The following is a 23,376-nucleotide window of genomic DNA, read 5'->3' as shown; positions in this document are numbered from 1 at the left end:
TTATTTTATAATCACACGATTCTCTGATATTTCAAAATTCAAATCCAGCGGGATACAAACAGCCCGTAGTGCCAATTCAAGGTTTTCATGCGTAAAGGCACCCGTAAATACGATATCGCGTTTCTGGTTATTCAACTCAATTTCAATATCAAATTGTCTGGACAGCTCATCAACAACAGCAAATAACGGAACACTCTTGAAGTGGCTTTCCTCATAACGTTGTATGCCATTTCGAGCCGGTTCCAGTTCAATCTTATCAAGTGTCAGTTGGCCATTAAAAACACGAACTCTTTCCCCGGGTGTAAGCAGCTCAGCTGTCTTTCCTCTTATAACGGATACCTTTCCTTCATAGCATGTCACTTCGAAATAATTATCGCGTGAACGAATGTTGAACTCAGTTCCGACGACCCTGATGATCCCGTTGGATGTGTTCACGTCAAAGACTGATCCCGGAATTACATCAAAATATGCTTCTCCCTGCAGGTTCACAGTCCGTTGCGCCTGCCATTCGTTTTTACTATAGCTAACAGATGATTCAGCATTCATATCTACCTGCGTTGAATCTGGAAGATAAAACGACAACGCCTCTCCGGCACGCGTCTGATATTCTGTGAGCGGGTTATTGAAAAAGACAGCATATGCGCTGATCAGCAGCAAAACAGCCGCTGCCACGCGGAATACAGGCAACAGCCAGCGTTGTTTTGAAGCTTTGCGGTGCTGTTTCGATTGTAATACTGAAAGTTGTTCCTCCACATTAAATTCAGGGGCACGAAAATTTGAAAGTGCCTTCATCATGCGCTGAAGTTCTTCCCAGTCGCCTGAATCAATAAGAATTTGCTTGTCCGCATCGGTCAGCTCATTCCGCAGCCATTTCTGTATAATTTCCTCGTTTTTCATGGTATTCTGGTTATATAACCGGCGGAGGTTCGGGATTCCTACCCTCATCATCACTTTTTTCGAGAAATTTTCTGATTTTTTTCAGGGCGCCGTAGATTCTCTTCTCAACTGCCTTTCTGGATATATTCAGCATTTCTGCGATTTCCTTATGCGATTTATCCTCAATTCTGTTCAGTAAAAACGCAACCCGCTGTTCTTCACTCAGCGAATCTATCGCAGCTTTGAGCCGGTCACTGTATTCACTTTCTTCCATTTTATAGTCAGGTGATTCCTTGTCGATATGCCTTAAATCTGCCTCATTCCTGTATTTGAGAGCTGTTTTAGCGCGGTCCAGGTCATTAAGCATTTGGTTATTCGCCACTGTAAAAAGAAAAGACCGGGCCTTTGAAGGAGGTACCTTTGCACAATTATTCCATAATTTCAGGAAAGCTTCCTGTACAAGATCTTCGGGATTCCGGTCTGCACCGAACTTATAATAAAGGAACTGATACAGATCTTTCGAGTATTTCCGAAAAATACCATTAAAAAGCTCTTCCTTACAAACACCGGATTCTTCTGCCATCAGGATAATTTTGCTACCAATTTAAAAGTTTTTTTTATCCAAGGGTAGGAATCTGGTTACTCAACCGGTTTAGTATGTGAAAGCACAAAATTTTTAACATGAAAATAAACTTTACACTCATTTTCGCCTTGCTCGTTGCAGCACTATCAGGATGCCAGGAGGAAGTTGTTGAAATCACCGATCCATCACCACAAAATGTGGTTACGGCCAATTCCCAGACAGCGATCCTTATACAGCGTACTGCTACCAATGATGGTTCATTCGACAATATTGTTGATGGCTCGAGTTGCATATATCTCGCCTTCCCATACAGCGTATATCTGAATGATATTGAATACCTGGTAAGTTCTTCCGATGACCTGGATGACCTGGAAAAACTCATTGAGGAGAGTGATGATGACGATTCCTTTGATATTAAATATCCAATTACGGTTGTCACTTCAGACTATTCAGAGATTCTGGTAAACAATGAAGATCAACTGGAGGCACTTACTGAAGATTGTACCGAAGGTGGAGCCGATGATGACATCGAATGTCTTGACTTCGAATATCCTTTTACGATATCGGTTTACGATGCTTCAAATCAACTGGCTGATGTAATTACAATCAACAACGATAAGGAACTCTATGAATTGATTGATAACCTCGATGATGACGACTTTATAAGCTTCAACTTCCCAATAACTATTGTGCTTTGGGACGGACAGGAGATAGTAGTAAGGGACAATGACAGTCTGGAAGATCTTATTGAAGATGTGGCCGACGACTGTGATGAAGATGATGATAACGATTTCGACGATGATGATGTCGATGATAGTGAATTTGTATCTGTAATCACCGATGGTCGCTGGATGGTCTCGCTTTTGAATGATGAGATCGATTATACCTCAGATCTTCAGTCGTATATCCTTGAATTCAGGCCTGATGGGATTCTGCATCTGAAAAATAATGACCGCGAAATCGTGGGTACATGGGAGTCTGATGGAAACTCCGGAAATATTGAACTTGAAATATCCATAGAAGACAATGGTGTAGATCTGGATGATGCCATAAAGGCACTAAAGAATAGTTGGGAAATCATTTCTTACGACGAAACAGAAATAAAATCAACCGACGACCTGGAAGAACAGACGGATGAAGACACCGCATTTTTAACCTTAAAGAAACTAAATTGATGAAATCTCTGAATTACCTGCTGGTGGGAATGATAATGATATTAGCCGCCTGCGACGACAACGAAGTTACACCTGATATACAATCTCAGATTGAAGATGTCCAGTCATTGGCTAAGTCGGGCGACTGGATCATTACCTACTATTTCGATGATAAGGATGAAACGGCTGACTATGCCGGCTATACGTTTACTTTCAACGAAAATGGTTCGATTATTGCAAAGAATGGATCAACAGAAGTATCCGGAACATGGTCGGTAACACGTGACGACGACAGCAATGATGACAACCCGGATGAAGGAGATATTGATTTCAATATTAATTTCATTTCGCCGGAAAAATTCGCCGAGTTAAGCGATGACTGGGATATCAAATCACGGACCTCTTCAAAAATTGAGCTGATCGATGTGAGTGGCGGCAATGGAGGAACTGATTTTCTGACGTTCGAAAGAAAGTAAATAGATACTAAAGAGAACCATTTCGTCTCGATGTGGTTAGTGGGTAACCTGCCTCTGTAAAAAGGGGCAGGTTTATTTTATTTTAAGCTAATGGAAAGTAAACCTGCCAAAGGTCGGGATTATTACATCGAAAACGGCAACCTGGTATTCACAGAAGAATATCTTCGCCGACGAGGGTTTTGCTGTGGAAGCGGTTGTCGTCACTGTCCGTATGACAAACCACCCCAAAGACGTTCAAAGCCTGAAAATCCCTGGGGCGCTTAGTTGCTGAACATAAGTGTACGTATGGCTGTTTTTGAATTATGAAGATTATACTGCGCTCTGATGTCAAAGGAGACTGGCAATCGGTCTTTCGTGCGTTTGACCGAACATTATTTGAATTCCTGTTACCACCAGGGGCAAAGCTTCTCCGCTTTGACGGATCACGATCCGGAGATATTGTCCACTTGAGGTTTCCCTTGAACATGGAATGGAAAAGCAAAATCACACAGGATCACGAGGAGAATGAACATGCCTTTTTTGTTGACGAAGGCGTAATTCTTCCTCTTGGGTTGAAGAATTGGCATCACGAACATCATGTTTTCAAGGATGGTGATGGAGCCCGCATAGAAGACCGCATCACTTTTAGCATGGGTAACACAGTGTTAACAATGCTTACATATCCCTTTTTATACCTCGCCTTTCTTCCAAGGGTATGGCAATACAAAAAGTATTTTAAGAATTTTTAGGTAATCAGTGCTTCAGAGGGTTTTTAATGGTCCCGCCTTTGCCCTCACTCGGGTTGTAGTATATCCGCTGTGTAGGATAGGCAAAGTCAATGTCCTCTTCCTTGGCAAACTCCTCCAGGATGTTCTCCCAGATCCGATGTTCAGTGATCCGTCTCGTTTTGGGCAATGTGAGATACCTGATGGTGAGCAGCACTCCGCTGTCCTCAGCCTTGATATAAACGAATGGGGTAAGATTGCTGTAAAAGATCATGAACTTCTTGGAAGCTTCCAGTAACCGCTGTTCAGCTGTTTCAGAAAGCTGGTCGGCATGACGGTTAATGATCTCCTCGAGTATTTTCCTGGCTTTTTTCCAATTACTCTCAAAGGTTACCAGTACGGTTATTTCATTCCAGATATGTGAGAAACCCTGGTTGTAATTCGCCTGGCTAATGTTAAATACCTGGCCGTTGGGAATATGAATGATCCGTCCGGTACTTTGATCAGCACCAACCCAATTACCAATCTCATTAATTGTAAACTGAAAAAACCGGATGTCAATTACATCTCCGGCGTGATTGCCCACCTGCACGCGATCTCCAACTTCAAATGGTTTGCGAATGATAATGAAAAGCCAGCCGGCAAGGTTTACAATCGGTGATTGGAGTGCAATCGCAAGACCGGCACTCACAAGACCCAGGAATGTAGCCAATGATTCAATACCCTCCAGCCAGATCGTCATAATGATGATAAGCAGGAGGAAATAGATCGTATTTTTCACCCAGCTTTTCCACATATACCTTACCTTCACATCAGTGAAAGTCCGGTATATCAGCTTATTGGCAAGAAATCGAAAAAGAGATAGTATGAAGATTGCCAACAGGCTGTAAAAAATCTTTTCCTGCAGACTCCCTGGAATATTCCAGTGTTCTTCGATCCAATTGATGACGGGTGCTGTCATTAATAGCTTCTTTTAATTCCCAACGGTTAAAGTAATAAAAATATATCGTTCATTTCATGCAACCATACGAATTGCTATTTTTGAAATCTATGAAATTCAATGTGATCGTGTTGTTGGCGCTATTTGCGATCCTTACGGGGTGTGAGAAAGAAACGAAAATGGAAATATTACAAAAGAGTATCGATCAGCGCCTGGACGGAGTGGTTGGCAATTTTGCGGTTGCCTATCTTGATTTGAATTCAGGTGACACGCTTCTGATGAATTCACGCAGGATATTTCATGCAGCGAGTACCATGAAAACCCCGGTGCTTATTGAGGTTTACAAGCAGGCTTCTGAAGGCAAGTTTAATCTTACAGATTCGATTGAGATCAAAACCACTTTTATCAGCCTGGCGGATGGCAGTGAATACACGCTTCCTGCATCTTCCGACAGCGAAAAATCACTGTATGAGATGGTTGGTAAGAAAAAAACTATCGCATCCCTTACCTATGATATGGTAATTAAGAGCAGCAACCTGGCAACCAATCTGATCGTCGAACTTGTGGGTGCAGATAATGCAACAAATTCGATGCGCGAACTTGGAGCACATGATATTCAGGTGCTGCGGGGCGTTGAAGATCTCAAAGCCTACGAAGAAGGCATGAACAATATCACAACCGCGTATGATCTCATGCTGATCTTCTCTGAACTTGCCCGCGGGAACCTTGTGAGTGAAGGAGCATCAGCAGAGATGGTTGATATTCTGATGGACCAGCAATTCAATCATATCATTCCTGCCAAACTTCCTGCTAATGTAAAGGTAGCGCACAAGACAGGTGCCATTACAGGTGTTCAGCATGATTCGGGAATTGTGTTTCTGCCTGATGGAGGATCATACGTTTTAATACTACTCTCGAGTGATCATGGCGATCGTGAAGCTGCAGAAGAGGCCCTGGCAGATATTTCAAAAATTATTTACGATTTCAAGGTTTCCAGGTAATGTCCGGCGAACGGGAGGTCTACCGCATCGATAAAGCAGGAAACCTGAAAAGGCTCCTTCGAAAAAAGGAAGGGATCAACCCACCGGAACCTGATGAGGTCCAGGTAAAGGTGAAATCGATCGGGTTGAACTTTGCAGATATATTTGCCATTCTTGGGTTGTACAGCGCTACCCCAAAAGAAAGCTTTATCCCTGGACTGGAATATTCAGGAATTGTTGAAACAGTAGGAGCCCGTGTAACAGGGTTCAAACCCGGTGATAAGGTAATGGGAGTTACTCGTTTCGGCGGTTATGCCACAATGATCAATATAGATCAGGATTACCTGGTTCCCCTTCCGGATTCATGGAGTTATGAAGAAGGTGCTGCCTTTTTGGTTCAGGCCTTAACTGCATACTATGGTCTGTACTCGCTGGGGGATCTCAAACCCGGAAAAACCGTTCTCATTCATAGCGCCGCAGGAGGTGTGGGACTACTTGCGAACCGAATGGCGCAGAAGTCAGGGGCATATACAATCGGCACTGTGGGTTCAGCATCCAAGGTCGAATTATTGAAAAAGGAAGGATATCAGGGGTGGATCGTCAGAGATCAAAACTTTAGAGAAAACCTCATGAAGTCCCTAAGCGGCAGATCACTTGATATAGTCATGGAGTGTATAGGAGGAGATATTCTGAAGGCCGGTTATGAGGCACTGGCTCCGCAAGGCAGGATGATCGTGTATGGATCTGCCCGCTACGGAGATACATCCAATACGCCGAACTGGATACGTTTGGCCCGTTTATACCTGGCAAGACCTAAAATTGACCCGCAAAAAATGATTGAATCAAATAAGGGTATTCTGGGATTCAACCTGATCTGGCTTTATGATCAGAAAGCCCTGATGCATCAGATTATCCCTGAACTTCATGCCATGGAACTGGAGGCACCCTATGTGGGGCATACTTTTGAATTCGATCAGCTTCCCGAAGCGCTGAAGTTGTTTCAGTCCGGAAAAACCATGGGTAAGGTAGTCATAAGAACACCTGCCTGATATTCAATCATTTTTTCTCTTCCAGACCAGGTCTGCTGTATCGCCACTATCGGCAATGATGCCAGCCTGAAGAAGGGTGTAAAGAACGCTTTTGAGCATTTTATTACTTACCCATGAATTGGTGTACCATTCTGTCGCATGGAACCAATGACGCGCATCCATGGGTTGTATGCCATATTCACGGGATATCAGATCCGGCGCATCGCTGCGTGACATAAAATCATCACATTCCTGATGAATGATGCGCAGGATGGAATCCAGGATTTCCGGATGCGAATCAATGATGCGATTGGTCGCCATGATCATGAAGCAGGGCCAGGGAGTGACAAATTCATCAATCCGATTTAGTTGCTTTCTCTCTACATAGGGTTTCGTTGTATATTTCTCCCAATAGAAAATGTCACTTTCATCATTCTGAAGGGATGAAATAGCACCATCGATGTCATTCACTATAATAAAGTGATCCTGTTTGATTTTCTTACCCTCGATCAGTCCGTGAACGATCGGCATCAGGTGTGACCCTGATCCAAACCGACTGATGGCGAAGCGTTTTCCGAAGAGATCTGATCGTGGTATGGCTTGTTTTTCGGGTGCGGTATGTATTCCCCAGATAAGCGGTGATTGAACATAACCCGAAATAATCCGGGAAGGATTCCCCTTTACAATATCAGCGATCGCACCTTCTGTGAGGACCATACAGATATCACATTCGTCGTTACGCAGTGACTGCGTCATTTGCCCGGTTCCGCCCGGATAGGAGATCCATTGAACATCAATTCCCATATTTCGGAATTTACCCGAATTAATGGCGTGATGCCATGGATAATTGAAGTGTTCCGGAACACCCCCGATACGAACTCTTGTAAGTGTCATTCCGCTTGATTTAAGACCAAATTACAAAATGCTGGAAAATAACCGGATAATTTAAGGATGAGAAAAAATTTGACGCAACCATTTGGGTGAAAGACGCGGTATAGATAAAAAAGCACTCGATGAATAACCCATCGATTTCCCGGATCCCGGCTTGCACAGGCCGGGATTCTTCTTTTTAGGGACCACAAACAGCCTCCATTCCATTTAAAGCCTTATTCCCTTACAATTATTTGAATTTCAATAGTAATAACGCTGCATCTCCGTACCTTTGTAGCTCATTTAACACCTATTTATTGAATAAATTTAAAAAATTAGGACTCTCGAAAAACGTTCTGGACGTCCTTGAAGATCTTGGGTTTGACACCCCAACCCCCGTACAAGAACAAGCAATTCCAATTTTATTACAGAATGATCCTACGAATTTTATTGGACTCGCACAAACGGGTACCGGTAAAACAGCTGCATTTGGTTTGCCCCTGATAGATCTGATCGACAACGAAAATAAAGCAACACAGGCCCTGATCATGGCTCCCACAAGGGAACTGGGGCAGCAAACAGCAAAACAACTTTCCGATTTCTCTGCCAATAACAGACTATTGAATATCGAAGTGGTTTATGGCGGCGCCGCCATCACCAACCAGATAAAGGCTTTGCGTAAACCCACACAAATTCTGGTTGCCACACCAGGACGTCTCCTGGACCTCATAAAGCGCCGGGCCGTTAATCTCGAGCACGTTCGGTACGTAGTGCTCGATGAAGCCGATGAAATGCTTAATATGGGTTTCAAGGAAGATATCGACGAGATCCTTTCACATACGCGGGAAGAACGTGTCACATGGCTTTTCTCTGCCACTATGCCACGGGAAATACGTCGTATTGTGAAAAAATATATGGTGAACCCCAAAGAGGTTTCCATTAATGCTGAGGAAAAGAGCAACAAAGATATCGCCCACAAATATGTGGTAACAAAAACTTCGAACAAGATACCGGCATTACGCCGCTTTCTTGATATGCAGCCTGACATGCGCGGTATAATGTTCTGCAGAACCAAGCGTGAAACACAACAGATCGCTGATGACCTGGGCAATATGGGATATGGGGTGGAAGCACTTCACGGAGACCTTTCCCAGGCCCAGCGGGATGCGGTTATGAAACGCTTTAAGACCCGGTCAATGCAATTACTTATAGCCACCGACGTTGCGGCGAGGGGTATCGATGTGAATGATCTCACACATGTGATCCATCATACATTGCCGGATCAGCTGGAGAGCTACACACACCGAAGCGGTCGTACCGGCCGTGCTGGGAAGAAAGGGATTTCACTGGCATTCATCAATGCCCGTGAAGGACGCAAGATCAAGGAACTTGAAAAAACGATTAACATAACCTTCGAGAAGATAGAGGTTCCGGCACTGGACGAAATGAAAATCAGCCGCATCAATCACTGGGCTGATCTGATCATCAATACAAAAGTAGATGACCAGGCAGAAATTATTCTGGCTAAATTACACGGACAATTTGCACATTTAAGCAAAGAGGATATATTAAAGAGACTGATTACCACACAGCTTGATCATCTGATCACGCAGGAGGGGGAGACTTCAGACCTGAACGAGCAATTCGGGGAGAAAAAGGAAACCCGGTCATCAAATGGATTCCATCGATATTTTATCAATGTGGGCTCTATAGATGGCATCACAAAGGGTGACCTTCTTCATTTTCTTTCGGATATTTCAGATATACCCCGAAAGCACTTTGGGGAATTATCGTTGCAAAAGAACTGCGCGTTTTTTGATATTGAAGAATCAAAGTCACAGGGCTTGAGCGAAAAATTCGAAGGGATTGAAGTGGAAGGCCGAAACATACGGGTTAACCGTGATGAACAGGGTGGACGAAAGCCTGAGGGCGGTAGGAGCCGCGGCAAGAAAGAAGGTAACAGCAACCGGAGAGTAAAGAAGGGCAGCCGCCGTTTAGCCCGGGGAAGACGCTAACGGGCACATCCCGCAGAGACGGGATGTTCTTCAATTTTTAATTTAAACTAAAACTATTTTGGGTAGAAAAAATTTCAATTCATTCCTTAAGAAGCAAAAAGCTGAACAGAAGCGAAAAAAGAAAGCTGAAAAGATGCAAAAGAAGGAGGACCGCAAGGACCAGGCGCCGGCGGATCTCGATGATATGATCGCATACGTAGACGAATTTGGAAATATTACTTCAGAGCCGCCGGAAGATGCTGATGAAGTGAGTAAAGAAGATTTCAGGGAAGAAGATCAGGACGATAAGGACTGATCTTCCGGTTGGTAAGCTATAGAAGTCTTACCAACTTAATTTTTTAAAATAGCTCCGTTATTGAATAACTTCCTGAAGTTTCAGGCATAGCCATATTCCTTGATGCCATTAAACCGGAGTGCAGGCACCAGGCTAATCTGTATTTTTCAAAACCTGCAAGAACCGCATAGCCCCATTCCAGGTAAGAATAGGTTATGTCTGTATAATCCGCATAAAACTTAACCTGAAGTGAGGGGGTCTCTCATCCCTCAAATTAGCCATAAATTTCATAAAACATTGATTATTAGCCTTTAATGATTACTATTTAAATTATTTGTTTGGCTGAAAAAATTAATCGATTTTAGGATTCCTTTAAGCTCTGAACTTATGACAAGGAAGTCCGTATCCAGTGCATATCTCTTCCCCTTTATTCTTGTTACTTCCATGTTTTTTGCGTGGGGTGTGGCGAATAACATGACGGATACATTGTTGTCTGCCTTCAAGCGGATCATGAGTATGACCGATTTTCAGACCTCCTGGATTCAGCTGGCGTTTTATGGTTCCTATTTCTGCCTGGCACTTCCGGCAGCAATTCTTATTCGGCGCTTCAGCTTCAAAACCGGAATTCTCGTAGGCCTCGGACTTTTTATCCTGGGCTCGCTGTTATTCTATCCGGCTAGTCAGACCATGGTTTACGGACATTTTCTGGCAGCGCTGTTTGTGCTGGCGGGCGGACTATCATTTCTTGAGACCACTGCCAATCCCTATATCCTGGCAATGGGGGATGAGGCTACAAGTATACAGCGCCTTAATCTTGCCCAGTCGTTCAACCCCATTGGTTCAATCACCGGAGTATTACTGAGTAAATTTTTTATACTCGATCAATTAAATGTAGCCGATTCCGGGACCCGTTCCACATTGAGTGCAGATGAACTCGCAAGCATTCAACAAGCTGAATTAGGAGCGGTTATGGGACCGTATGTTGGCGTAGCAGGGGTTCTGTTCCTGCTCTGGTTGCTCATCTATTTTACCAATATGCCGAAGGCGTCAGAATCAGACGGAAATGTAAATGTAAGCGCTACACTGGCACGTCTTTTCCGGAAGCGGAATTACCGAAATGGCGTAATGGCTCAGTTTTTCTACATGGGTGCACAGATCGGCATATGGTCTTTTACCATACGCTATGCCATGCAGGAATTGAATATTGATGAGTCCGACGCATCCTCATACTACCTTTCTGCACTCGTGTTATTCACCGTTTCCAGATTTGTGTTCACAGGTTTACTGAAACGTTATTCAGCCGGATCACTGCTGGCCACGGCTGCTTTCGGAGGAGCTGTCTTTTTGTTGGTATCGATTATTGGAGGCGGATTAACGGGGGTTATCGCACTGGTAGCGATTTCGGCGAGTTTGTCACTCATGTTTCCTACGATATTCGGACTGGCATTGCTTGGTGTTGGCAATGATCAGAAAATGGCAGGGTCGGGTTTGATCATGGCTATGCTCGGAGGGGCGCTATTGCCCGCGGTTCAGGGTTTCCTTTCCGATGAATTATCCTCTATCCAGATCTCATTCATGGTGCCTCTCATCTGTCTGCTTGCAGTGGGTATATACGGCCTTTCCAACAGATCAGTTAACAGGCCGGCCTGATACACTATTTTAACAGCATGGGGGTCTTTAGTTGTGCAGATTTTTAGCCTGTGGATTGTTCATTGTGTATATTCACGAAAATTGATCTGAAGCTAATATGGAAAATCTCATAACCGTTGAAGACGCACTAAATCTTGTACTTCAGCATACCAGGGACTTTGGCACTGAATCTGTCGAACTGGAAAATGCCCTCGGCCGTATCCTCAGAGACGAAATCGTGGCTGACCGTGATTTTCCTCCTTATAACCGCGTAACGATGGATGGTATAGCCATTTCACATGCGGCCTTTAAAAAAGGGCAGCGCACTTTTCTGATTGAAGGAGTAGCAGCAGCGGGTGATAAGCAGCATGAATTGCGGGACTCAAGCGCGTGCCTGGAGGTAATGACCGGGGCGGTGATGCCCAGAAATGCAGATGCAGTTATTCGCTATGAAGATGTATTCATCGACGGGCGTCAGGCAACCATCGAGGTGCCGGCAGTTACGAAACATCAGAATATACATATGAAAGGGGAGGACCGTACAGCCGGATCCTGCATCATTACCCCCGGAGTAAAGATATCTTCTCCCGAAATTGGTGTCTGTGCCACAGTTGGGAAGTCAACGGTACGCGTGAGCCGGTTTCCTAAAACGATCATCATATCTACGGGAGATGAACTGGTAGATATCCATGAAGTGCCGGAACCTCATCAAATTCGAAGAAGCAATGTATACCGACTGAAAACGGTGCTTTCCTATTTCGGGGTACCCGTTGAAACCGCTCACCTGAAAGATGATGAAAGTGAAATTTCTGAAGCACTTGATCAATATCTCAAGTCATATGACCTGATTCTGATCAGTGGGGGAGTCTCAAGAGGCAAATTTGATTTTCTCCCCGCAGCACTGGAAGTGGCTGGTGTAAAAAAACTTTTCCATAAGATTAAACAGCGCCCGGGAAAACCGTTCTGGTTTGGTGTACATGACCGCGCCACCGTATTTGCCTTTCCCGGCAATCCGGTTTCTTCTTTTATGTGTATGCAGCAGTATTTTAAGCCCTGGCTTCAAAAGTGTCTGCATCAGCAGATTCCGCCGCAGCCCAGGGCGATGCTTACTGAAGATGTCCATTTCAAACCTGATCTTACCTATTTTCTGGAAGTGAAAATTTCCTATTCAGAAAATGCCGAACTGTTGGCTACGCCGGTAAAAGGTAACGGCTCGGGAGACCTGGCCAACCTCGTGGATGCAGAGGCATTTATCGTATTGCCTTCAGGAAAAGACCTGTTCCAGCAGGGTGAAGTGTATCCCCTGATCTTTTACCGGGAGTAATTACAGGTATTTGTTTTTCTCTGAGATGATCTGCCCCATAACCGAGAGCGCAATCTCACGTGCAGATTTTGCATGAATGGGCAATCCGATCGGCGCATGTATTTTTTCTATTAATTCGTCGCTCATCCCTTTATCCTTTAAGCGGCGAATACGCTTTTCATGTGTTTTCCGGCTTCCGAGTGCACCAATATAGGCGGTTTCGGAAGGCAGGAGAACCTGCAATGCGTCATCATCGATTTTAGGGTCATGCGATAGAATTGCGGCAAACGTATATGCGTCCAGGGTAAAATCTTTGAGCACTTCCGATGGATAGGCTTTGATAAGATGCCCGGGTGCATCATTGAATGTTGTGTGATCGGCAAAGAAACCACGCGGGTCAATAACTACCGTATCAAAATCATACATATTGCCCAGTGTGATCAGATCAACGGTGATATGGGCAGCTCCAATGATAAGAAGCTGGCTCTTTCGCGGAAACAACTGTATAAAGTAGTGCGTATCCCCATGGGTAAAGGTCTTGTGGATACGTTTTGAATAAGCATCACGGGCTTCATTGAGAATTTCATCAGTAAGGAATTCACCTAGAACCTGACCGTCTTCAAGGATCAGGGTATTGGATGATTCACCTTCGTCGAGGGATGTGACCAGGATGGCCGACTTATTGGCTTCGACACTTTTAATAAGCTCAGGCCAAATACCATCAGAAAAATCAACGGTCTGCAAATACACCTGTATACTTCCTCCACAGGATAAACCTACCGACCAAGCATCTTCGTCTGAAACTCCATACTTCAGCGGAACATCGGTTTTGGTAGGAATCACTTCCAGGGCTTTCTTTACCACGGCACCTTCGACACAACCCCCGCTCACCGAGCCGGAGATGTTACCCTCCGGATCTATAAACATCAGTGAACCAGCGGGTCTGGGTGAAGACCCCCATGTTTGAACTACCCGGGCCATCGCTACAATTTTATGAGCGGCGCTCCATTCTTTAATTTTTTCAATATATTCCCTCATATAATTCAAAACTATCTATAATTTATTTTGTTATAGTATCGTTTTTAAAAATATTCCATGGATAGCAAGTGTACAACATGCAAAACCAAAACAAACAGAAAGGCAAATTTCCTTTCAGGCTCTTCTGTTTTGAGTACGCTTCTTGTTATCATAATTCCTAAATGTCCCATCTGCATCATGGCATATGCCAGTGCGGTCACCATGTGCGGCGGCTCGGATATGTATTTTACTGAGAACAACTGGGTGTCCTACATTCCCATCGTACTCGGGATTGCCATCGTGGCAATGCTTTTCATGAACTTTAAAGGACGGCAGACCTGGGCTGCATTTATTGTAGCCTTTACCGGTTTTGTACTGATTACACTTACCCATCAGTTAATTATTCCCTCAGAGTATTATACTGCCGGAAGTATACTCTTTATTCTGGCGATCTGGATAAATGGCAGCTTTTCATCTTTTACGGCAACGGTTAAAGGATTTTTTCAAAAGACATTTGCATCGTGGCAACAGTAAAATTCACTTCCGCATTGAATCGCTTTTTTCCCGATCTGAAGGAACTTCAGGTAGAGGCCGGCAATGTAAGCGATGTGATTACCAAAGCAGAAGAGATCTATCCCGGCATCAGAGCCTACTTGCTGGAAGAAGACGGAAGCCTCCGCAAGCATGTGAATATCTTTATTGATGAAGATCTTATTCATGACCGTAATAAGCTCTCCGATCCGGTCAGACCAGCCAATGAAGTATTAATATTTCAAGCGCTGTCGGGCGGATGAGTTATGCGCTCATAGGAACTGCAAAGGGCCTGGTAGTCCTGGATCTGGACGGCCCGAAACTCGAAGCAATTTACTTCAAGGGATTTTCCATCACCATGCTGCATATTGATTCACGTGATCAGCGATGGTGGGTGGGCATTTCACACAAACATTGGGGGCAAAAGCTTCATTATTCTGAAGATTTTGGAAATACGTGGCATGAAACACCTACACCGGTTTTTGAGGATGCCACGATGCCCGATGGCAGCCGCGCCAGGGTTCGTCAGTTATGGTGTATGGCAAATGCAAATACCGACAAGCCAGGAAATATCTGGGTGGGAACAGATCCCGGTGCTTTATTTGAGAGCGACGATAATGGAAAGTCTTTCCAGCTTGTGACAGGCTTGTGGAATCATCCCAGCCGAAATAATCCCGGGCAGTGGTTCGGTGCCGGCAGTGATCACCCCTTTATTCATTCCATTGTAGTTGACCCGTTGAACAGCGACCATGTGTATATCGCCATCAGCTGTGCGGGTGTTTTCGAAACTACGGATGGCGGAAAGTCATGGGAAGCACGCAATTCCGGTCTGGTGGCAGCATACCTTCCAAATCCGCATGTGGAGATTGGCCATGATCCGCATCTTCTGCTGCAGCATCCTGTAGACCGGAATGTGCTCTGGCAACAGAATCATTGCGGCATTTATGTGAGCAGGGATTCCGGTGCAAGCTGGAATGATGTTTCAGGCAAAGACGGAATGCCCTATTACGGATTCGCCATTGCGATAGACGATGAAGATCCGGCCCGGGCCTGGGTGATTCCTGTGGAAAGCGATGAGCAACGTGTCGCTCCTGAATTGCAGTTAAAAGTGTACCAGACTTCTGACTATGGCAGCAGCTGGCAGGAGATGAATGACGGTCTTCCTGAACCGCCGGTATTTGATATTGTACTTCGGCATGCCTTCGCTAAAAATGGCCGGAATATGCTCTTCGGAACAACCAATGGCAATTTATATTTCAGCGATTCAGGAAGTCCCGAATGGAAGCTGATTATGGCAAATCTTACAAAGGTAAATACTGTAAAAATTGGAATAAAATGAGTAAATTCTGTCAGAATGAAAATAAACCACAGAAACAGGAATTATTTTTAAAAAAATCAAAACAATACACGGATTTATCAGTTTAAACTTATATTAATGTGTAGAATGAACACGATAACGCATTATAAAATTCTAACCACAATTAAATTATGATCCCAGCATCCTTTGATTATTCAGCGCCTTCAACACTGGATGAAGCACTGAAGCTTCTCAACGAGTTAGGTGATGAAGCAAAAATCCTGGCGGGTGGGCACAGCCTGATCCCCATGATGAAGTTACGGTTCGCGGAACCGGAACATTTAGTAGACCTGAATAATATTCCAGGTCTATCGTATGTACGCATTGAAGATGATTATCTGAAAATTGGTGCGATGACGCGTGAAGTTGAATTGGAGGAGTCACACCATGTGATAGATCATTTTCAAATCTTTAAAGACGCAACCAAGCTGATTGCCGATCCCCAGGTCCGTAACTTCGGAACCATAGGAGGTAATCTAGCCCATGGTGATGCGGCAAATGACCATCCCGCACTTATGATCGCATTAAATGCAGAAGTTGAAATCACCGGGTTAGAAGGGAAAAGAACAGTGGGGATCGATGATTTTTTCTATGGCTTCTATGCGACAGCAGTTCAGGACGGAGAGATTTTGACAGAGATTCGCATTCCGTTGCCTGAAGGCAAATATGGAAATGCCTATCATAAGACGGAACGAAAGGTTGGTGATTACGCGACAGGAGGTGTGGCAGTACAGATCGTTCTTGATGACAATGGTGTTTGCACAAGTGCTGGCATCGGACTTACCAATGTAAACCCGACACCACTGCGTGCAAAGCGTTCCGAAGAAGCACTGGTAGGAACCACCGTTGATGCGGATGCCATTGAAAAAGCCGCACAATATGCTTCTGAAGACTGTAATCCATCTACCGACCTTCGGGGTGATGAAGATTACAAGAGACGGATCATCAAAGTCTTAACGAAACGAATGATAACCAAAGCGCTGGAAAGGGCGCAGAGCTAAACCAAGTTACCATGAAGAAAGAAATCACTTTAAAAATCAATGGAGCTGAATATACCTCCGAAATTGAGCCCAGAACACTGCTTGTTCATTTTATCCGGGAAAATGCCAGCCTTACCGGTACGCATATCGGATGTGACACCTCAAGCTGCGGCGCCTGTACAATCCTGATAGACGGCAAATCCGCCAAGTCCTGTACGATACTGGCAATCCAGGCAGTAGGTAAGGAGATCATGACAGTTGAAGGAATGGCAACAGCCGACGGTCCGCATCCCTTGCAGGAAGGATTCAAGGAAAATCACGGTCTGCACTGCGGATTCTGTACGCCGGGAATGATGCTGCGCGCCAAAGAGCTGCTCGAAAAAAATCCTAACCCGACGGAAGAAGAAATCCGATGGGGTATTTCCGGAAATCTATGCAGATGCACCGGTTATAATAATATTGTGAAGGCCATTATATATGCGGGAGCCAAGATGAGAGGAGAGGAATTGCCTTCTACAGAACCTGAATTTATTGATTAACGAACTCAAACCAACGCATAGATGATACAATGTAAAACATCGAAGGAAATCAGTGGCATGGGCCACTCGATGAAGCGAAAGGAAGACGACCGGTTCGTGCACGGAAAAGGACATTATGTTGATGATGTCAAACTACCCGGCACACTGTACATGGATATTGTACGCAGTCCGTACGCTTACGCAAAGATCAAAAATATCGACACCACGGAGGCCATGAAGGTACCGGGCGTTCTTGCCGTAGTTACGGGCAGGGACCTGGAAAAATATAACCTGCACTGGATGCCAACCCTGATGTCGGATACACAAATGGTACTTCCTACGGATACCGTTATGTACCAGGCACAGGAAGTGGCAGCGGTTATCGCTACTACCAAATACGGCGCTCGTGACGGACGTGAAGCAGTTCGCGTGGAATATGAGCCCATGAAAGCCGTTGTAGATCCATATAAGGCACTTGAGCCTGATGCCCCTGTATTGCGGACAGATAAAGAAGGAAAAAAAGACAATCATATCTGGCATTGGGAAGTAGGGCAGAAAGAAGAAACAGAAAAGATCTTCAATGAGGCAGAGGTTGTAGTAAAAGAGCAGATGCACATTCCCCGAATTCATGTTTCGTCGATCGAGACGTGCGGATGTGTTGCAGACTATGACAAGATCAACAATCACCTGACCATGTACATGACCACCCAGGCACCGCACGCAATCCGTACGGTAATTGCACTGGTGGCAGGACATGTTGGTTTAACTGAGGAAAAGATCCGCGTGATATCACCTGATATCGGAGGTGGATTTGGAGGTAAGGTTCCTGTGTATCCTGGTTACGTGATTGCTATTGCTGCTTCATTCCTGATTGGAAAACCGGTTAAATGGATTGAAGACCGCAGTGAAAACCTGCAGGCAGATTCATTTGCCCGTGATTACCATATTACAGCAGAGATGGCCGGAACCAAGGACGGTAAGATCCTCGCGACCCGCATGAAAGTACTGGCAGATCATGGATACACAGATGCCTCGGCAAATCCTTCGAAATTCCCTACCGGAATGTTCTCGATCGGAACCGGGTCATATGATTATCCGCATGCATTTATGGAAGCTGATGCAGTCTACACCAACAAACCCCCGGGGGGAGTTGCTTACCGTTGTTCATTCCGTGTAACGGAAGCGGTGCACGCCATCGAACGTATTACCGACAGGTATGCGCTTGAAATTGGTAAGGACCCCGCGGCTGTACGTTTCCAGAATTTCATTCAGAAAGATCAGTTCCCATACCATTCGCCAACCGGCTGGGAATATGATAGCGGAGATTACGTGCAGGGACTTGAGAAAGCCATGAAAGCGGTCGACTATGACGGTCTTCGAAAAGAGCAGGCTGAGAAGCGTAAGAAAGGTGAGCTAATGGGAATCGGACTGTCAACCTTTACTGAAATTGTAGGTGCCGGTCCATCGAAGGATTTCGATATCCTGGGTATCAAGATGTTCGATAGCGCAGAGATCAGGGTACACCCAACTGGTAAAGCGATCGCACGCTTCGGAACAAAGTCACAGGGACAGGGTCATGAAACCACCTACGCCCAGATCATTGCCGAGGAACTGGGAATTCCTGCAAGCAATATCCAGGTTGAAGAAGGTGATACAGATACTGCACCGTACGGACTTGGAACCTATGCGAGCCGCAGTACGCCAACGGCAGGAGCTGCCGCAGCGATTGCTGCCCGAAAGCTTCGCGACAAAGCGCGAAAGATCGCAGCATATCTGTTGGAGGTAAGCGAGGATGACCTTGAATGGGAAACCGGAAAATTCTATGTGAAAGGCATGAAGGATGTGCCTGAGAAATCCAAGACCATTCAGGAGATTGTTTTCGCAGCATATACGAATCACCCTCAGGGGATGGAAGCAGGATTTGAAGCAACTCACTACTATGATCCTCCGAATCTTACTTTCCCGTCTGGTGCATATATCTGCGTTGTGGATATTGACCCTGAAACCTTCGAGATCAAGGTGAGACGCTTTGTGGCGATCGATGACGCCGGAAACATCATTAATCCGATGGTAGCCCAGGGACAGGTTCATGGCGGACTCACCCAGGGACTCGCTCCGGCGATGTACGAAGAGCTCATTTATGACGAGGATGGAAACATTCTGAATGGTACCTTCATGGATTACCTGGTTCCTACTGCTGTGGAATCTCCCAGCTGGGAAACAGGCCATACGGTAACTCCGTCTCCTCATCATCCGATAGGAGCTAAGGGTATTGGTGAATCACCAACTGTAGGTGCACCTCCGGCGATTGCAAATGCGATTGTGGATGCACTTAAGCCATATGGAATTACTCATCTTGATATTCCGATTACCCCTTACAAGATCTTTAAGGCCTTGAAGGAAAAAGGAGTGCTTGATAAGAAAATTTCAGAATAGTAAACAAGTATGAGGTGCCGGTATTCAACCGGCACCTTTCAAACAAAATAATTATGGAAGCTACAATCACAAAGAATTTCAAACTCGAAGAACCTATTGAAAAAGTATGGGCAGGTTTGAGCAACCCAATGGCTATTTCAGGATGTGTTCCGGGGGCCTCAATCACTGAACAAATAGATGATAACAACTACAAGGGAGAAGTTAGTCTCAAGTTCGGTCCGGTGAAATCAAAGTATGACGGACAAATCACCATCGAGAAAATGGATAACGCCAATCATACTATGGTTCTGAAAGGCAAAGGCCTGGATTCCAAAGGAAAAGGCAGTGCTGATATGACAATGAATGGAGGTGCCAAGGAAGTTGAAGGTGGTACTGAAGTGGATTTTGAAATGATTGTTAACATTCAGGGAACGCTTGCCCAGTTTGGTTCCAGACTTATCAATGACGTTTCTGCGCAGCTGATGAACCAGTTTGTAGATAACTTCAAACATATGCTGGCAGGCGAAGAATTCAATAACGAGCTTAAAGCAGGTTCCATGATGGGATCTGTAATTAAAGGGTTTTTCAAGAAAGGCGATAGCTGAGCAAGATGATAGCAGACATTCAGGCATTCATTGATCGGTTTAACCAGCTTGGATACATTGTAGAAGAAGAACTGGCAACGGTTCTTCTTTTGATGTTGAAGCTGGAGAAACCATTATTACTGGAAGGACCTCCGGGAGTTGGGAAGACCGAGGCGGCCCATATCATCGCCTCATACCTGGAAACAGACCTTATACGTTTACAGTGTTATGAGGGACTCGATGTGAATACTGCCATTTACGAATGGAACTACCAGAAGCAGTTGCTTTCCATAAAGATCAATGAAAATTCCGCTTTGTCGGCTACCGAAAAGGAAGCTCATATATTCGGCGAGGATTTCCTGTTAAAAAGACCTCTTCTGCAGGCCATAACACGAACTGATAAGGCACCCGTGCTTTTGATTGATGAGATTGACCGGGCAGATGAGGAGTTCGAAGCATTCCTGCTTGAATTGTTATCTGATTTTCAGATTTCTATCCCGGAAATGGGAACCATCAAAGCAACCCACAAGCCCATTGTCCTGTTAACCTCCAACAGGACGCGGGAACTCAGCGATGCCCTGAAGAGGCGTTGTTTGTATCACTGGATTGAATATCCGGAGTTTGAGAAGGAGATCAATATTTTGCGCAAAAAATATCCGTCCATTAGCAGTGATATCGCTGAAATGCTCGTGAAATACGTTCACGCACTTCGCGAATTGAAATTGCAAAAAACACCCGGAATTGCAGAAACACTCGACTGGGCTCACAGCTTAATTGCGCTGCATTCAGATACATTCACCGCTGAATATATTGAAAAGACTATCGGTTGCGTATTAAAGTCTGAATCAGATATTCAATTACTCAAATCAAGAGGAATAGAAAATTTACTGGAAGATGTAAACACCTGAGTGATGGCTGTAAATCACTATTCTAATTTTGACACGATCGATCAGGCCGTTGTCGGTTTCTGCAAGCTTTGCAGGGAAAGTGGTTTACATGTAGGCCTTAACCATGGTCATGAAGCATTGGAGGCTGCTCACAACGGGTTCATCGCAGATACTGATACGCTTTATTACAGTCTCAAGGCATTATTTTGCTCAAAGCAGGAAGATTACCCCATATTCGACAGGTGCTTTAAAATCTTCTGGCGAAAGGGCAAGCATGAATACGCCCACAAGGTCACAAATAAAAGTCAGTCCAATGTTGTAAAAAAAACCAACGCCTCCCTTGTCATGGCAGGATTCAATCCGAATGGCTCGGATAAGAAAAAAGAGGATGAGGAAGATGCCAAAAGTGTTAGTGGCGCCAGTAAAATAGACACCATTAAGCAGACTGATTTTCGTCTCATTTCATCTGTAGACGCACCCATTCTGGACGAAATCATATCACAGCTCATGCGCCAGCTGAACCATCGGCTTAAACGAAAGATGGAAGCGCGCAAAAAGGGAAAAATAGACATGCGCCGGACCATCCGTGAAAACATGTCGAACGGCGATGTTTTATTGCGCCTTGCAAGAAGAAACAGAAAGGAAGAAAAGTTCCGCATCATCCTTTTGATGGATGTAAGTGGAAGTATGGATAAATATTCGTTTTTTCTGCTCCGTTTCATCTGGTCTTTAAAATCCAGGCTAAAGCATATCGAGGCATTTGTTTTCAGCACACGCTTAGTGCGGATTACTGATTATCTGCATGAGCATGAATTGGAAGAAACGCTGTGGGAGATGAGTCAGCACGCGAATAACTGGTCTGGCGGCACAAAAATCGGGGCGTGCCTTGAAGCATTCAACGAACGATATAGTAAGCGTATATTGAATGGAAAAAGCGTTACAATTGTTTTAAGTGACGGGCTGGATGACGGGAATCCGGAACTATTGAAAGGTGAACTACGGAAAATTAAAATGCGTACAACAAAACTGGTCTGGCTGAATCCCCTTAAAGGGCACGAGGGATATGAACCCCTGGCAGGCGGAATGAATGCCGCGCTGTCGGAGCTGGATGTGTTTTCATCTGCCCACAATCTGGAAAGTCTACAGGAACTCGAAAATATACTGTCAAATGTTTAAGCAAACGTTATTAAAGGAAATTGAGCTGGCCCAAAAGCAGCAGAAAGCTGCAGCCATTGCTCAGGTTGTGCGAAGAGAGGCACCTACTTCAGGAAAGCCTGGAGATAAGGCGCTCATTACGGCAGACGGTCAGGTACATGGCTGGATTGGCGGCGGATGTACTAAAGGTATTGTAATCAAGGAAGCCGTAGAAGCCATTCGTGAACAAACTCCGAGACTGGTGCGAATTCAAAATGGCATGCAAACACCGGAACAAAGCGGTGTAAAAAATTATGGAATGACCTGCATGAGCGGCGGGGCTGTTGAAGTTTATATTGAACCCATTATGACCGTAACTGAAATCATCATTTTTGGAAGATCACATATTGCCAAGGCGCTGTCGGAGATAGGCAGTGCTGCTGGATTTAGCGTATCTGTTGTTTCTGATGTGGCAGAAAAGGAAATGTTTCCAATGGCACAGAACATTATGTCGCTTGAAGATTTTCTTTCAGCGAATATGCCAGCCATCCAGGCCTATGCGGTGGTTTGCACCCAGGGTGAGGATGACGCGCGGCATTTGGAAACTGCCATCCATGCTAATCCAAAATACCTGGCATTCGTTTCAAGCCGTAAAAAGGCCAATTCAATTTTTATGGGACTGAAGCGGTCCGGCATATCACATGATCAGCTCGTGAAAATTCAAACACCTGCAGGCCTGGACATTAATGCCAAAACCCCCGAGGAAGTGGCGATTTCCATTTTAGCTCAAATTATTCAGCATAAGTATGCCGGGGCAGGCGAAAGTACTTCCAATCTGGATGAAATGGAATTAACCGAAGACCTTTACATTAATCCTGTCTGTAAAATTCCGGTTCAGAAAAGTACGGCTAAATATGTGCTCGAATATGAAGGGGAGAAGGTTTATTTCTGCTGTGACGGCTGCAAAGAATCCTTTGAAAAAAATCCGGCTGCCTATATGGTATAAATAAGGCGTAACCGGATTTCTTTATTGTTGTCTGCCTGTTCTCCTGTGATCAACGTCATTGAACGAATTCAGGCGGTTTCCGAAAGGGGATTTACATTTCCCGAGTTATTGAATT

The 23,376-nt window shown here is 44.8% G+C and carries 25 protein-coding genes; 20 read left to right on the top strand and 5 right to left on the bottom strand.

What is annotated here, in order from left to right; all coding sequences use genetic code 11:
* Positions 1-897: a FecR family protein gene (locus tag LDX50_RS18275; RefSeq protein ID WP_225697640.1), complete on the bottom strand. Its 897-nt coding sequence runs from the start codon at positions 895-897 to the stop codon at positions 1-3.
* A 10-nt stretch (positions 898-907) separates the two neighbouring features.
* A complete protein-coding gene (locus tag LDX50_RS18270) occupies positions 908-1,459 on the bottom strand; it encodes an RNA polymerase sigma factor (protein WP_225697639.1) in 552 nt (183 codons plus the stop codon).
* A gap of 98 nt (positions 1,460-1,557) precedes the next feature.
* Between LDX50_RS18270 and LDX50_RS18265 the strand changes: the two genes are divergently transcribed.
* From LDX50_RS18265 to LDX50_RS18250, 4 genes are all read left to right on the top strand, one after another.
* Positions 1,558-2,634 carry a hypothetical protein gene (locus LDX50_RS18265; protein ID WP_225697638.1) on the top strand — a complete coding sequence of 359 codons (1,077 nt, stop codon included), beginning with the start codon at positions 1,558-1,560 and terminating at the stop codon, positions 2,632-2,634.
* The gene (locus LDX50_RS18260) at positions 2,634-3,089 is read left to right on the top strand and encodes a hypothetical protein (protein ID WP_225697637.1); all 456 of its coding nucleotides are present in this window, start codon (positions 2,634-2,636) and stop codon (positions 3,087-3,089) included. Before LDX50_RS18265 ends, LDX50_RS18260 begins: the two co-directional genes overlap by 1 nt.
* A 90-nt stretch (positions 3,090-3,179) precedes the next feature.
* Complete coding sequence (locus LDX50_RS18255) at positions 3,180-3,353, top strand: C1orf53 family protein (RefSeq protein ID WP_225697636.1); 174 nt, start codon at positions 3,180-3,182, stop codon at positions 3,351-3,353.
* Positions 3,354-3,391: 38 nt separating this feature from the next.
* Complete coding sequence (locus LDX50_RS18250; RefSeq protein ID WP_225697635.1) at positions 3,392-3,817, top strand: SRPBCC family protein; 426 nt, start codon at positions 3,392-3,394, stop codon at positions 3,815-3,817.
* A 4-nt stretch (positions 3,818-3,821) separates the two neighbouring features.
* Here the strand turns inward: LDX50_RS18250 and LDX50_RS18245 are convergent, their stop codons facing one another.
* On the bottom strand, positions 3,822-4,754 hold the full coding sequence (locus tag LDX50_RS18245; RefSeq protein ID WP_225697634.1) for a mechanosensitive ion channel family protein: 933 nt from the start codon (positions 4,752-4,754) through the stop codon (positions 3,822-3,824).
* 89 nt (positions 4,755-4,843) lie between these two features.
* Between LDX50_RS18245 and LDX50_RS18240 the strand changes: the two genes are divergently transcribed.
* Together LDX50_RS18240 and LDX50_RS18235 are read left to right on the top strand one after the other, a co-directional pair.
* Complete coding sequence (locus LDX50_RS18240) at positions 4,844-5,734, top strand: serine hydrolase (protein WP_225697633.1); 891 nt, start codon at positions 4,844-4,846, stop codon at positions 5,732-5,734.
* Entirely contained in the window at positions 5,734-6,762 is a 1,029-nt protein-coding gene (locus LDX50_RS18235) for a synaptic vesicle VAT-1 family membrane protein (protein WP_225697632.1), read from the top strand. Before LDX50_RS18240 ends, LDX50_RS18235 begins: the two co-directional genes overlap by 1 nt.
* 3 nt (positions 6,763-6,765) lie before the next feature.
* On the opposite strand, the gene LDX50_RS18230 is transcribed toward LDX50_RS18235, so the two are convergent.
* Entirely contained in the window at positions 6,766-7,635 is an 870-nt protein-coding gene (locus LDX50_RS18230; protein ID WP_225697631.1) for a substrate-binding domain-containing protein, read from the bottom strand.
* 293 nt (positions 7,636-7,928) lie between these two features.
* Between LDX50_RS18230 and LDX50_RS18225 the strand changes: the two genes are divergently transcribed.
* The 4 genes from LDX50_RS18225 (at position 7,929) to LDX50_RS18210 (ending at position 12,853) form a co-directional block, all read left to right on the top strand.
* Positions 7,929-9,626 carry a DEAD/DEAH box helicase gene (locus LDX50_RS18225; RefSeq protein ID WP_225697630.1) on the top strand — a complete coding sequence of 566 codons (1,698 nt, stop codon included), beginning with the start codon at positions 7,929-7,931 and terminating at the stop codon, positions 9,624-9,626.
* A gap of 58 nt (positions 9,627-9,684) precedes the next feature.
* The gene (locus tag LDX50_RS18220; RefSeq protein ID WP_225697629.1) at positions 9,685-9,921 is read left to right on the top strand and encodes a cold-shock protein; all 237 of its coding nucleotides are present in this window, start codon (positions 9,685-9,687) and stop codon (positions 9,919-9,921) included.
* Positions 9,922-10,287: 366 nt separating this feature from the next.
* Positions 10,288-11,550: an L-fucose:H+ symporter permease gene (gene fucP, locus LDX50_RS18215; RefSeq protein WP_225697628.1), complete on the top strand. Its 1,263-nt coding sequence runs from the start codon at positions 10,288-10,290 to the stop codon at positions 11,548-11,550.
* 97 nt (positions 11,551-11,647) lie between these two features.
* A complete protein-coding gene (locus LDX50_RS18210; RefSeq protein WP_225697627.1) occupies positions 11,648-12,853 on the top strand; it encodes a molybdopterin molybdotransferase MoeA in 1,206 nt (401 codons plus the stop codon).
* On the opposite strand, the gene LDX50_RS18205 is transcribed toward LDX50_RS18210, so the two are convergent.
* A complete protein-coding gene (locus LDX50_RS18205; RefSeq protein WP_225697626.1) occupies positions 12,854-13,870 on the bottom strand; it encodes an XdhC family protein in 1,017 nt (338 codons plus the stop codon).
* Between the two features lie 177 nt (positions 13,871-14,047).
* Between LDX50_RS18205 and LDX50_RS18200 the strand changes: the two genes are divergently transcribed.
* The 10 genes from LDX50_RS18200 (at position 14,048) to LDX50_RS18155 (ending at position 23,261) form a co-directional block, all read left to right on the top strand.
* Complete coding sequence (locus LDX50_RS18200; RefSeq protein WP_225697625.1) at positions 14,048-14,383, top strand: hypothetical protein; 336 nt, start codon at positions 14,048-14,050, stop codon at positions 14,381-14,383.
* Complete coding sequence (locus LDX50_RS18195; RefSeq protein WP_225697624.1) at positions 14,371-14,643, top strand: MoaD/ThiS family protein; 273 nt, start codon at positions 14,371-14,373, stop codon at positions 14,641-14,643. Before LDX50_RS18200 ends, LDX50_RS18195 begins: the two co-directional genes overlap by 13 nt.
* Positions 14,640-15,719 (top strand): WD40/YVTN/BNR-like repeat-containing protein, encoded by a 1,080-nt coding sequence (locus tag LDX50_RS18190; RefSeq protein WP_225697623.1) that lies wholly within the window; start codon positions 14,640-14,642, stop codon positions 15,717-15,719. The genes LDX50_RS18195 and LDX50_RS18190 overlap by 4 nt, the downstream gene beginning before the upstream one ends.
* 149 nt (positions 15,720-15,868) lie before the next feature.
* Positions 15,869-16,738 carry an FAD binding domain-containing protein gene (locus tag LDX50_RS18185; protein WP_225697622.1) on the top strand — a complete coding sequence of 290 codons (870 nt, stop codon included), beginning with the start codon at positions 15,869-15,871 and terminating at the stop codon, positions 16,736-16,738.
* Positions 16,739-16,749: 11 nt separating this feature from the next.
* Entirely contained in the window at positions 16,750-17,256 is a 507-nt protein-coding gene (locus tag LDX50_RS18180; protein WP_225697621.1) for a (2Fe-2S)-binding protein, read from the top strand.
* A 21-nt stretch (positions 17,257-17,277) separates the two neighbouring features.
* Complete coding sequence (locus tag LDX50_RS18175; RefSeq protein WP_225697620.1) at positions 17,278-19,671, top strand: aerobic carbon-monoxide dehydrogenase large subunit; 2,394 nt, start codon at positions 17,278-17,280, stop codon at positions 19,669-19,671.
* Between the two features lie 53 nt (positions 19,672-19,724).
* A complete protein-coding gene (locus tag LDX50_RS18170; protein ID WP_225697619.1) occupies positions 19,725-20,255 on the top strand; it encodes an SRPBCC family protein in 531 nt (176 codons plus the stop codon).
* Positions 20,256-20,260: 5 nt separating this feature from the next.
* Positions 20,261-21,142, top strand: coding sequence for an AAA family ATPase (locus LDX50_RS18165; RefSeq protein ID WP_225697618.1), 882 nt, complete (start codon positions 20,261-20,263; stop codon positions 21,140-21,142).
* A gap of 3 nt (positions 21,143-21,145) precedes the next feature.
* Positions 21,146-22,297: a vWA domain-containing protein gene (locus LDX50_RS18160; protein ID WP_225697617.1), complete on the top strand. Its 1,152-nt coding sequence runs from the start codon at positions 21,146-21,148 to the stop codon at positions 22,295-22,297.
* Positions 22,290-23,261: an XdhC family protein gene (locus LDX50_RS18155; RefSeq protein ID WP_225697616.1), complete on the top strand. Its 972-nt coding sequence runs from the start codon at positions 22,290-22,292 to the stop codon at positions 23,259-23,261. The genes LDX50_RS18160 and LDX50_RS18155 overlap by 8 nt, the downstream gene beginning before the upstream one ends.
* Positions 23,262-23,376 lie beyond the last annotated feature (115 nt).

Source organism: Fulvivirga sedimenti (assembly GCF_020328055.1).
Note: the sequence above shows the minus strand (reverse complement) of the source record. Positions and strands in the feature narration are given on the sequence as shown.